This is a genomic window from Rathayibacter sp. AY1C4 (genome assembly GCF_002932195.1).
GTDB lineage: Bacteria > Actinomycetota > Actinomycetes > Actinomycetales > Microbacteriaceae > Rathayibacter.
On sequence record NZ_PSWE01000050.1, the window covers coordinates 1 to 11935 of the forward strand.

Consider the following 11935-nt stretch of genomic DNA (forward strand, 5'->3'; position numbering starts at 1 on the left):
TGCGCGAGGCACAAGCGCTCATTCTGCCATGCCGCGCCGATCCGAGTCAAAGCAGGGACGTTAGGAGGGCAGAGTCATGAGGAGGGCAGAGTCATGAGGGGGACGGGGAACGGGAACGGGGAGGGACCGGGCGGCGGGCGCCCGATCCCTCCCCGGAGGCGGAGGCTAGGCCTCCTGGTCCTCGCGGCGACGGCTGCGGGCGATCAGGAGCGAGCCGAGGCCGAGGGCGACAGCACCTCCCGAGAGCAGCAGCCAGGAGCCGGTCTCCACTCCGGTGGAGGGGAGGCCGCCGGGGCCGGTCGGTGCGGTGATCGGCGCGGCCGTGGCGGTCGGTCCGGCCGTCGGCGCGACGGTGGGCTCCGGGGTCGGCGTGGGCTCGGGGCTCACGGTCGGCTCGGGCGTCACGGTCGGCTCAGGAGTCGCCGTCGGCTCGGGGGTCGCGGTCGGCTCCGGTGAGCCGGTCGGCTCAGGAGTCGCCGTGGGCTCGGGAGTCGCGGTCGGCTCCGGCGAGCCGGTCGGCTCCGGCGTCGGCGTGGGCTCCGGGGTCCCCGGCAGCTCGACGGCGGCGCCCTCCGGCGCCACGGCGAGCAGCGCCCGGGCGACGTCGCTGAACGCTCCGACCGGGTGGTTGCGGAACACCGGCGAGGTGCCGAAGAGGAAGCCCTCGGTGCCCGACTCCGTCGAGAACGAGACGGCCGAGGCCTGCCCGGCCGCGTCGCTCCGGGACTGACCCTCGGAGTCGACCCAGTGCCCGGCGACGAACGTGCCGTCCTCCGAGTAGCTCTGCTCGACCGCGACCGACTCGTCGAAACCGGCGAACCACAGTGCCGGCGAGACGAACGCGGTGTCCTGCGGGTAGTCGCCGAGGACGCCGCCACCGGGCGTCTCGACCGAGACGATGCCGTTGGAGCCGCTGGTGCCGGTCTGCGCAGTCAGCTCGGCCAGGCCGAAGTCGGACACGAAGGCCGCTCCTGCGCCGCCGCGGCCGACGACGTCGCCGCCCGCCGCGAGGAACTCCTCGACCACGGTGCGGCCCACGGCCTGCTCCGCGGTGAAGGAGAGGGCGCGTCCCACGTAGAGCACGTCGGCGCCCTCGAGGGTCGCGGTGCCCGCGGTGAGCGCGGCCGCGTCGACGGCGACCGCGTCGGCGAAGCCGAGCTTGGCCAGCGCGTCGCGGTCCTCGTTCGTGCCGGAGTAGGCGACGCGGAGGGCGTCGAGCGCCTTCCCGTCCTCGGCGCGCACGCGGTCGGCGGTGGTCGCCGTGAAGTCGACGCCGAAGGCGGCGGCGGCTCCCTCGGCGGCCGCGAGCCCGGCGGCGTCTGCACGGAGGGCGATCGTGCCGTCCTCGAACTGCTCGAGGGCGACGCCGTCGGCCAGCAGCGCGTTGACGGCCTGGTACTCCAGGACGCCGCGCGGCTCGAAGGCGAGGTAGTCGGCGCCTGCCGGGACGGAGCCGACCGGAGCCACGGCGGTCACCGGCTCCAGGCCGACGGCCGGGAGGGCGTCGGTGGTGGAGCCGATCGCCTGCACGTCGGCGCCCCAGAGGAGCGAGAGGCTCCAGGCCGAGACGTCGTACATCTCGGGCACGCGGCTCGAGATGTCGCTGCCGTCGGCGAGGAGGACGTTGGCGAGGCCGCGGACCGACTGGTGCATGTCGACCAGGTAGGTGCCCGCGTGGTAGGAGACTCCTCCGACGCTCGTGGCGGCCGTGGTCCGCGACACCTCGACGCCGTGGGCGAGCAGCTGCGCGACGAGGGTCTCTGCGTCCGAGACGGAGCGCTGCGTGCCGTCGACGGGGATGACGTAGGCGCGCGGGTACTCGGTCGTGTAGACGTCGGTCTCGTCCCAGATCTCGGTCCACTCGGTCGGCACGCCCGCGGGCAGGTCGGCCGCGGAGACGTCGGCGGGGATCTCGATGGCGGGGGCGCCGGTGACGCCGCGCTCGAAGATGGCGACCTGGTTGCTCAGGAGCGCGTCGCGGTTGGCCTCGATGTAGTCGACGGAGGCGTCCATGACGATCCCGGCGACCTCGACGTCGATGTCCGCGTTGGCCTGGCCCTGGGCGATCTCCTCCGGAGTGCTGTTGGCCGTGCGGCCGAGCGGAAGCTCCACCGTGTTGGTGATCGCGCCCTGGAAGGCGACGTACTGCGGGGCGAAGATGGGGGGCCAGTCGTCCCAGCCCGCGCGGATGTCGCGGTAGGGGATGAGGATCTTCCCGGTGTTGTCCGTGGTGGCGCTGCCGTCCTCGGCGAGGTAGGTGTTGCCGGGCACGTCGGCCTCGACGACGCGGCGCTCGATCTCGAGCGCGGTCGCGTAGGCGTGCGGGAGGAAGAGGTCGTACTCGTAGTTCTCGCCGTGCGGCGGGCCGCAGGGCTCGACCTGGAGGATCCCGGTGTAGCCGTGGATGTCGATGAAGTACGTGGGCTGGAGCACGCTCGAGAGGTCGCGGATCACGGCCGCCTCGCTGGTGGCTCCGGTGATCATGTCGCGGTTCGGGTCGTAGCCCGCGGCGACGGCGCGCTGGCCGAGGGCGCGGCCGTCGGGGTTGTTGGTGACGGTGAAGTAGAGGCGGTTGCCCTCGAGCAGCGCCTCGGTCTCCGCGTCCTCGGCGGTGGCGACGCCCTCGATGTACTCGAGGATCGCGTCGCTGCCCTCCCACTCGTTGCCGTGGATGTTGCCGTTGAACCAGACCGGCACCTTGTAGCCGTCCATCAGGTCGGCGTCGGCGGCCGCGGCGGCGGGCTCGTACTTGAGCCGGTCGCGCCACTCGGCCTGCTGCGCCGTCTCGGCCTCGGTCTCGGGGGCGGTGACGGTGACCAGGTAGATGTCGCGGCCGAGGCCGGACTTCCCGACCACCTGGGTCGAGACCCGGTCGGAGCGGGCGGCGAGCGCGTTCAGCTGAGGCGCGATGGCGTCGTAGGGGGTGACTCCGCGCAGGAGCGAGGCGTCGGTCGGGTCGACGGGCGCCTCGGTCAGCGGGGTCTGCTGCGGGTAGCTGGTCGGCACCGCGATCGGAGCGGACGGCGGACGCACGATGTCCACGCGGGTGTAGTCGGCGGGTGCTGCGGTCGTGGCGGTCGCCGGCGGGGCGACCAGGAGGCCGCCAGCGGCGAGCGCGAGCGCGGCGCATCCGGAGGCGAGGGCGGTTCGAGATCTCAAGCGGAGTTCTTCCCTTGTCGAGGCGTGACGGAACGGATCGGGCCCCCGTCGGCGTCTGGATCTCCGAATCGGATGTGAACCCTCTCAGGAAGATAGAGGCTCCATGTTTCCGTCACGTGTCGGCCGGGTCAGCTCCGCGAGATGCCTCTTCGGTACGCCTCGCCCGGCGACTCGAGTGCCCGAGTGGCATCCGGCGAGAGGAGGAAGGAGGGCCCGGTCAGAGGAAGAGGGAGAGGACGAGCGTGGCGCCGAGCGCGAGGACGGAGGCGAGGGAGACGCCGACGGTCACGGACTTGAGGGCGCCGCGGACCGACTGGCCGAGGAAGCTCTGCAGCAGCCAGAAGGTGTTCGAGGTGACGTGGATGCAGAACAGCGCGCCGGAGCCCGCAGCGAGTGCGATCAGCAGCGGGTCGAGGCCGAGTGTCGCGGCGACCGGCGCGACGACTCCGGCCGCCGTGATCGCCGAGAGGGTGACCGAGCCGACCGCGATGTGCAGCACGGCCGCCATCACCCAGACGAGCAGCAGCGGCGCGGTCGCCGAGGTCGAGAAGTAGCCCTTCAGGATCTCGCCGAGGTCGCCCTGCGCGATCACCGCGGCGAGCGCCCCGCCGACGCCGGTGAGCAGGAAGATCTGCCCGCCGTCCTGGAAGCCCTTGGCGACCGCCTCCTCCATCCGCGCGGTTCCCACGGTCGACCGGCCGACCACTCCGGTGCCGATCACGGCGAGGAGGAGCGCGATGACGGGGTTCCCGAGGAACTGCAGCACCGGCAGCTCGATCCCGGAGACGGTGAGCACCGCCTGCGCGGCGATGAGCAGGAGGGCGAGGAGCATGGGCGCGAAGAGGAGCAGGAGCGGGCGCTCGCGGGCGGCGTGGGCGTCCTGCGCCTCGGCGGGACCCGCCGCGTCCTCGACGGACGAGCCGGACGAGCCGCCCGATGCCGCTCCGGCTCCGCTCGAGGACGCCCCGCCGCTCCCCCGCGCTCCGAACGACGGCAGCCGTCCGCCGTCCGCGGCGGGCGACGCCCCCACCGTCGCGAGCCCGGTCGTGTCGTCGCGCACGACCAGCTGCTCGTCGCGCGCCGGGTCCCAGAAGCCGAGGCGGAACGCGAGCGACATCAGCAGGATCGTGACCACGACCGTCGGCGCCACCACCGCGAATCCGCCGAGCATCATCACGCCCAGCGGCACTCCGAGCAGCCCCGCGAGCGCGACCGCGGCGAAGCCGGGCACCATCATCACGATGCCCGTCTCGAGCCCGACGGCGAAGGTCACGGCGACGATGCCGGTGCCCGCGCGCCCCAGCCGCGGCGCGATCCGGCGCGCGAGCGGGGCCGCGATCACGATCAGCGCGTCGACGAAGATCGTCTGCAGGTAGGTGGCGAAGGAGAGGCCCAGCGCGTAGGGGATCCCGCGGCGGCCGAAGACGCGCAGCAGGCCCTCGACGAGCCGGACGACGGCGCCCATCTCGTTGAGCATCGCGCCGATGAGCACGCCCCAGCCGATCAGGAGGCCCGCCTCCATCATCACCTCGCCGAAGCCGGTGGTCATCGTGGAGACGGTGTCGACGGGGCCGAGCCCGGTGAGCAGGCCGATCGCGGCGGCTCCGACGGCCAGCGCCAGCACCGGGTTGAATCGGAAGCGCACGATCGCGACGACCACCACGACGATCACGAGGGCGACGACGCCCAGGGTGTACCACTCGGGCATGACGTCCTCCTCCGCCCGCGACTGCGCGTGCCGTCACACCCTAGGGGACCGCCGCGCACCCCCTCGCCCCCGCCGGGCACGGGGCCCTAGCGTGGACGCATGGCACTGACGCTCCCCGAGCCCCGACTCCCCTCCCTCCTCGACTCCCCCGTCCTGCGCTGGGGGGTGATCGCGCCCGGCTCGATCGCAGGCTCGTTCGTCGAGGCGCTGCAGAAGCACACCCGGCAGCGCGTGGTCTCGGTGGGCTCCCGCTCGCTGGAGCGCGCGGAGCGGTTCGCGAGCCGGTTCGGGATCGAGCGGGCCTCGGCCGGCTACGAGGCCGTGGTCGAGGATCCTGAGGTCGACGTGGTCTACATCGCGTCGCCGCACTCGGAGCACGCCCGCCAGGCGCTGCTCGCCATCGCCGCGGGCAAGCACATCCTGGTCGAGAAGCCGTTCGCGCCGACCCCGGGCGAGGCCGAGATGATGGTGCACGCCGCGCGCGACGCCGGAGTCTTCGCGATGGAGGCGATGTGGATGCGCTACCTGCCGCACATGGACGTCGTGCGGCAGCTGCTCGCCGACGGGGCGGTCGGCGCGCCCGCCGTCGTCTCGGCCGACTTCGGCGCCGCCTTCGACTTCGACCCCTCCAGCCGGATCTTCGACCCGGCGCTCGCGGGCGGCGGCCTGCTGGACGTCGGCGTCTACGCCTCCTCCTTCGTCTCGATGGTGGCGGGCACCCCGCAGAGCACCGTCGTCGCCGGCAGCATGACCTCGACGGGCGTCGACGCGACCGCGACGATCGTCGGCAGCCATGCGCACGGGGTGCAGTCGGTGGCCACCTCGACCGTGCTGGCCGACACCCGGCACGCGGCGAGCGTCGCTGGGCGGGCGGGGCGGATCGACGTGCACCCGTCGTTCTGGACGCCGGGCGGCGTGACGCTCACCCGCGGCTCCGAGAGCGGGTCGTGGATCGACGAGACGCCGCTCCAGGGCGGCGAGGGCCTCGCCTGGGAGGCGCTGCACGTCGCGCAGTACGTGACGGAGGGTCGCACCGAGTCGCCGCTGCACCCGCTCGACGAGGTGGTCGCCGTGGTGCGGACCCTCGACGACGCGCGCCGCCGGCTGGGCGTCTCGGTGTAGGGCGGGCGGCGGGAGACCGCCGTCCCGGCCCTCAGCCCGCCGGCAGCTCGACGCGGAAGCTCGTGCGCCCCGGCTCGGACGCGACGAGGACGCGCCCGCCGTGGGCGTCGACGACCGCCGCCACGATCGCCAGGCCCAGCCCCGTCGATCCGGTCGTGCGCGCTCGGGAGGAGTCGCCGCGGGCGAAGCGCTCGAACAGCACCGGCACCAGCTCCGGCGCGATGCCCGGGCCGGAATCGGTGACCGTCACGACCGCGATCGGCCGCCCCTCCGACACCTCCTCGGCGAGCGCCGCCACGACCCGGGTGCCGGGGGGCGTGTGCACGGTCGCGTTCCGCAGCAGATTGGCGACCACCTGGTGCAGCCGGAAGCCGTCGCCGCGGATCTCGATCGGCTCCTCGGGGAGCTCGAGGTCCCACTCGTGGTCGGGGCCCGCGGCGTGCGCGTCCGACAGCGCCTCGATCACGAGCAGCGTCAGGTCGACGGGCTCCTTCTCGAGGTCGCGGCCCTCGTCGAGGCGGGCGAGCAGGAGGAGGTCCTCGACCAGCGAGGTCATCCGGGTGGCGGCGGACTCGATCCGATCGAGGGAGTAGGCCGCCGACTCCGGCAGCTCGGTCCCGCCGCGCCGGGGCAGCTCCGCGTAGCCGCGAATCGCCGCGAGGGGAGTGCGCAGCTCGTGCGAGGCGTCGGCGACGAACTGCCGCACCTTGTCCTCGCTCGCCTGCCGCGACTCCAGAGCACCGGTGACGTGGTCGAGCATGCGGTTGAAGGCGGCGCCGACGCGGCCGACCTCGGTGCGGGTGTCGGCGTCCTCCTCCGGGACCCGCTCGACCAGCTCGACGGCGCCGCGGTCCAGCGGCAGCTCGGCCACGCGGGTCGCCGTCGCCTCCACCCGCTCCAGGGGCCGCAGGGCCACGCGGATGATCGCGGTGGCGACGAGGGCGACCAACAGCATCGCCAGCAGCACCACCACGACGACCACCCAGGTGAGGGAGGCGAGCGTCTCGGCGACCTCGCCCAGGGGGACGCCGACGACGACGACGGAGCCCTCGACCGCCGCCGCGCGCACGCGGTAGGTCCCGAGGCTCCCGGGCAGCTCGATGGTCGCCTCCTCGCCCCCTGCGGCGACGGCCGCCGCGAGCACCGAGTCGGCCGGGTCCGAGAACTGCCGGCAGACCCCGTCGGCGTCGACGTAGGCGCCGATGAAGGAGCCGTCCGAGCCCTGGACGGCGGTGATGGTGCTGAGGTTCTGGCTCGGGCCGCCGCCGAAGGATCCGCTCGGGCAGGTCGTGGCCTGCTCGATCGCGCTCGACCCGCCGAAGCGGCTCGGCCCGTCGAAGTCCTGGAGGCGCGTGACCGACTGGCTGAGCGACGCGTCCGTGCTGCCGTAGAGGATCGAGCGGGCGGAGAGCACGCTGACCGCTCCCACGACGCCCGCCGTCACCGCGACGAGCGCGACCACGGCGACGACCATCCGCCGCCGCAGAGTCCACGGCGCGCGCCGGCCGCGGCGGGAGCTGCGGAGGGCGGAGCGGGTCGCGAAGTCGCCGAGCGACGGGCGGCCGGTGCGGCTCACTGGTCGGCGGGCTTCAGGAGGTAGCCGGCGCCGCGCACGGTGTGGATCATCGGCGAGCGGCCGGCGTCGATCTTCTTGCGCAGGTACGAGATGTAGATCTCGACCACGCTCGACTTGCCGCCGAAGTCGTAGGACCAGACCCGGTCGAGGATCTGGGCCTTGCTGAGCACGCGGCGCGGATTGCGCATCAGGAAGCGCAGCAGCTCGAACTCGGTGGCGGTCAGCTCGATCTCGTCGCCGCCCCGGCGGACCTCGTGGCTGTCCTCGTTCAGCACCAGGTCCCCCACGACGACCTCGGGGTCGTCCGCGTCGTTGGCGAGCAGGGTGCTGCGGCGGATGAGGCCGCGCATCCGGGCGACCAGCTCCTCGAGGGAGAAGGGCTTGGTGACGTAGTCGTCGCCGCCGGCGGTGAGGCCGGCGATCCGGTCGTCGAGCGCGTCCTTCGCGGTGAGGAAGAGGACCGGGGTCTCGCTGCCGTCCGCGCGGACCCGCTGCAGGACCTGGAGGCCGTCGATGTCGGGGAGCATCACGTCGAGCACGATCACGTCCGGTCGGAACTCGCGGGTGATCGTGATCGCGGCGCGGCCCTCGGCGGCGGTGCGCACCTCCCAGCCCTCGTAGCGCAGAGCCATCTGGAGCAGGTCGGTGAGGGTGCTCTCGTCGTCGACGACGAGGACGCGGATCGGCGTCCCGTCGGCCCGCTTCAGGCGGGTGCGCTGCGCGGGGGCGAGGTGCTTCGAGGGGGCCGGGGTGCTCATGACTCCAGTATCGGGAGTTTCCTATGGATCGGCTATGACCGGCCGATGCCGTCGCTGTGCGCTCCCGATGCGTCCTCCGCGGGATCGGCGTCGAGCTCCTCCGGAGCGATCGCCGCGGTGCGCGCGTAGCCGCGGACCCGCCGGTCGATGAAGGTCGCCACCCAGAGCAGGACGCCGATCACGAGCAGCACCCCCGCGATGCCGTACTGGGCGGTGTCGCGTCCCGAGGTGATCGGCAGCACCAGGTAGACGCAGGCGATCGTGCCCAGCACCGGCAGCACGGTGGGGGTCCGGAAGTGACGGTGCTCGACCGGCTGCCGCCGCAGCACCAGCACGGAGACGTTGACGACGGCGAAGACCGCCAGCAGGAGGAGCGACGTGGTCCCGCCCAGGAGCACCGCGATGGGGTCGGAGGGGTCGCGCGACACGTAGGCGGTGAGGAGCAGGGCGATCACCGTCGTGAAGAGGATCGCGGCCCACGGCGTGCGCCGTCCGCGCAGCACGTTCTGCAGGAACGGCGGCAGCACGCCCTGGCGGCTCATCCCGTAGAGCAGGCGGCTGGCCATCATCATGTTGATCAGCGCGCTGTTGGCCACGGCGAAGAGCGAGATGAAGGGCAGGAGCGTCGAGATCGGGAAGTCGGGCGCCGCGGCCTCGACGACCGTGACGAGCGGAGTGTCGTTGCCGGCCAGCTCCCCCACGGGGACGATCGCGACGGCGAGCGTGGATACGAGCACGTAGACCACGGCGGTGATGCCGAGACCCGTGAGCATCACGCGCGGGAAGATGCGGCTGGGCTCCTTCGTCTCCTCCGCCATGTTCACGGAGTCCTCGAATCCGACCATCGCGAAGAACGCCAGCGAGGTCGCGGTGCTCACCGCGAGCAGCAGCGACTTGTCCTCCGGCGCCTCGAACGCGACCACCCGCGAGAAGTCGGCCTGCCCGCCGAACACCGCGAAGAAGCACACGAAGATCACCAGCAGCAGGCCCGAGAGCTCGATCAGGGTGAGCACCACGTTCAGCCCGACGCTCTCGGCGACACCGCGCAGGTTCACCAGGGCGATGCAGACCATGAACACCAGCGCGATGCTCAGCCGCGTCCCCGCGCCGTCCCCGAGCCCGAAGCCGATCGCGAAGTTGCTCGCGAAGGCGCCCGAGGCGGCGGAGGCCGAGGTGATCCCGCTCGCCATCACGGTGAAGCAGACGAGGAACGTGACGAAGTGGATCCCGAACGCCTTGTGCGCGTAGAGCGCGGCGCCCGCCGCCTGCGGGTACTTCGTCACCAGCTCCAGGTAGGAGCAGGCGGTGAGCGTGGCGACGACGAACGCGATCACGAAGGGGAGCCACGCGGCCCCGCCCACCTCGGCCGCGACCTGCCCGGTGAGGGCGTAGATCCCGGTCCCGAGGATGTCGCCGACCACGAACAGCAGCAGCAGCTTGGGGCCGAGCACCCGCTTGAGCTCGGGCGGGGCGGACGTCTCTCTCGTGGCGGTCATCGTCGGCCCCTCCCGTTGCGGATGAGCGCGAGCCTACGACCGCGGGCACCGCCCCGGGAAGAGCGGGCGCCCGGGGAGCAGGAGCCGACGACACCCACCACTCCGCTGTCGCGCCGTGCGCAGCGCAGCCTCCACCTCGCCGGCGGGAGGCTGCGCGAGGCCGGCTGACCGGATGCTGCCACGGCCGGAGCCTGTCCGGACGTCCCGTGGGCCCCCGACCCTCCGCCCCGCGCGGAGCCGGGGGTCCGCCGCATGTCCGGATGCTGCCGTGCCCGGATGCTGATCTGGTGCCGCCGACGGGCCTCCGCGAGGCTCTGAGGACCACGACGAGAGGACGCACCATGACCGCCACTGCACCCGCCGCCACCCCGCACCTCGGCCCCGTCGCCGCCGGAGGCGCCCTCGCCTGGGCCGCGCTGGCCGCGCTGCTCCTGCTCGGGGAGCCGCACCCCGCGGCTGTCCTCGTGCTCGTGCTCGCGGCCGCCGCCGCGACCTCGCTGAGCGTCGTCGCCGTCGCCCGCCGGCAGCCCCCCGCCCGCCGCACCGGCGTCGTGATCGGTCTCCTCGCCCCCCTCCTCGCGAACGCCGGTCTCACTCCGCTCGCCGCGCTGGTCGGCCCGGCCGTGTTCGGAGCGGTGGCGCTGGTCCTCGCCGGTGAGCTCGCCGTCGTCGCGGTTCTCGCGCGGCGGCGCTGAGTGCGCGCCTCCTACACTCGGGAGGGTCGGGAGAACGGGGGGCCGCCGGTGCTGAGCGAGAACGCGATCGCGCTGTACCTGCACGCGTCCGTGCGCGGAGACTGGTCGCTCGAGAGCGCGTCGGACGAGCTCGGCGTCACCGTCGACGGCCTCCGCGAGGCGCGCGACGAGCTGATCGGGCTCCGGCTGCTCGCTCCGCTGCACGCGGGGGCGGAGTCGCTCGCCACGGCCGCGCCGGACATCGCCCTGGCCGAGCTGATCGCCGACGACGAGCGGCGCCTCCTCGAGCTGCAGACCGGGATCACCCGCCGCCGCAGCGAGCTGATGGCCCTCGTCCCCGCCTACCGGAGCGCCCGCAGCGCCCTCGCCGCCGCGGAGCAGGTGGAGGTGATCGAGGACCCGGCGACCGTCCTCCGGCTGCTCCTCGACCTGCAGCGCGGAGCCTCGGAGGAGGTGCTGATCGCCGCTCCCGGCACCAGCAGCGTGGAGCGGCACGAGGCGAGCGACGCCGTCGACCGCGAGCTGCTCGGGCGCGGCATCGCGAGGCGGACGCTGTACCACGACCGCCGCCGCGACAACGCGGCTCTCCGGCGCTCGGTCGCGGAGCTCGAGCCGCTGGGCGCGCGGTTCCGGACCCTCCCGACGCTGCCCTTCCGGCTGGTGGTCTTCGACCGCTCCCTCGCGATCGTCGCCCGCTCCCGCGACGAGGACGACCGCGCCGCCCTGGTCGTCCGCTCCCCCGAGCTCGCGGCGACCCTGGCGCGCGTGTTCGACGCGGCGTGGGAGTTCGCAGCGCCCCTGCACGCGGCAGGTGCCGAGGAGGAGCCCTCCCTCTCCGCGGTGCAGCGGTCGATCCTGCAGGGCCTCGCCGCCGGGCTCACCGACGAGGCGCTCGCGGCACGGCTGGACCTCAGCGTGCGCACCTGCCGTCGGCACATCGCCGGTCTCTTCGAGCTGCTCGGCGCCGAGAGCCGCTTCCAGGCGGGCGTGCTCGCGGCCCGGCGGGGCTGGCTGCCGGTCCGACCGCGCTGACGCCGGCCGTCGGCGAGCTCAGCGCCGCGGAGCCGCAGTGTCGGAACGGGGTGTCCGCTAGCGGACACGTCCTCTTCCGGCTCTTGTCCCGGCACTCTCCCAGGTCGAACATGGGGACCGCCGCCGACATCCCCGATGACGGGCGGCCTCCGCACCGCGACCCCGTACCCGACGGGACCGCGGCCCCGACGCCCGCGCCGTACCCGACGGACCGCGGCGCATCAGCGACCTGAGCCGAACGCGCGCACAGGCGCTCCTCCGGCGCGCCGTCCGGCACCCCCGACCGACGACGCTCCGGGCCCCCGCTTCCACCTACCCGAGTGTAGGAGGCGCGCACTCAGCGCCGCCGCGCGAGAACCGCGACGACGGCGAGCTCACCGGCGAGGACC

Annotated in this window: 8 protein-coding genes; 3 read left to right on the forward strand and 5 right to left on the reverse strand. The window is 73.6% G+C overall.

The window, feature by feature from the left end; all coding sequences use genetic code 11:
* Positions 1 to 165: 165 nt before the first annotated feature.
* Entirely contained in the window at positions 166 to 3159 is a 2994-nt protein-coding gene (locus C5C99_RS16240) for a M14 family zinc carboxypeptidase (RefSeq protein WP_104340409.1), read from the reverse strand.
* A gap of 217 nt (positions 3160 to 3376) precedes the next feature.
* Entirely contained in the window at positions 3377 to 4867 is a 1491-nt protein-coding gene (locus C5C99_RS16245; RefSeq protein WP_104340410.1) for a GntP family permease, read from the reverse strand.
* Positions 4868 to 4966: 99 nt separating this feature from the next.
* On the opposite strand from C5C99_RS16245, the gene C5C99_RS16250 reads away from it, so the two are divergent.
* Positions 4967 to 5989 carry a Gfo/Idh/MocA family protein gene (locus tag C5C99_RS16250; RefSeq protein ID WP_104234222.1) on the forward strand — a complete coding sequence of 341 codons (1023 nt, stop codon included), beginning with the start codon at positions 4967 to 4969 and terminating at the stop codon, positions 5987 to 5989.
* Positions 5990 to 6020: 31 nt separating this feature from the next.
* On the opposite strand, the gene C5C99_RS16255 is transcribed toward C5C99_RS16250, so the two are convergent.
* The 3 genes from C5C99_RS16255 to C5C99_RS16265 are packed head-to-tail and all read right to left on the reverse strand — an operon-like array spanning position 6021 to position 9819.
* Entirely contained in the window at positions 6021 to 7565 is a 1545-nt protein-coding gene (locus C5C99_RS16255) for a cell wall metabolism sensor histidine kinase WalK (protein ID WP_219812137.1), read from the reverse strand.
* On the reverse strand, positions 7562 to 8323 hold the full coding sequence (locus tag C5C99_RS16260) for a response regulator transcription factor (RefSeq protein WP_104223650.1): 762 nt from the start codon (positions 8321 to 8323) through the stop codon (positions 7562 to 7564). Before C5C99_RS16260 ends, C5C99_RS16255 begins: the two co-directional genes overlap by 4 nt.
* A 32-nt stretch (positions 8324 to 8355) precedes the next feature.
* Positions 8356 to 9819, reverse strand: a complete 1464-nt coding sequence (locus tag C5C99_RS16265) for an APC family permease (RefSeq protein ID WP_104227060.1) — start codon at positions 9817 to 9819, stop codon at positions 8356 to 8358.
* A gap of 341 nt (positions 9820 to 10160) precedes the next feature.
* Between C5C99_RS16265 and C5C99_RS16270 the strand changes: the two genes are divergently transcribed.
* A complete protein-coding gene (locus tag C5C99_RS16270; RefSeq protein WP_104247765.1) occupies positions 10161 to 10514 on the forward strand; it encodes a hypothetical protein in 354 nt (117 codons plus the stop codon).
* Between the two features lie 48 nt (positions 10515 to 10562).
* Entirely contained in the window at positions 10563 to 11546 is a 984-nt protein-coding gene (locus C5C99_RS16275) for a LuxR C-terminal-related transcriptional regulator (RefSeq protein WP_104247766.1), read from the forward strand.
* Positions 11547 to 11935: the final 389 nt, after the last annotated feature.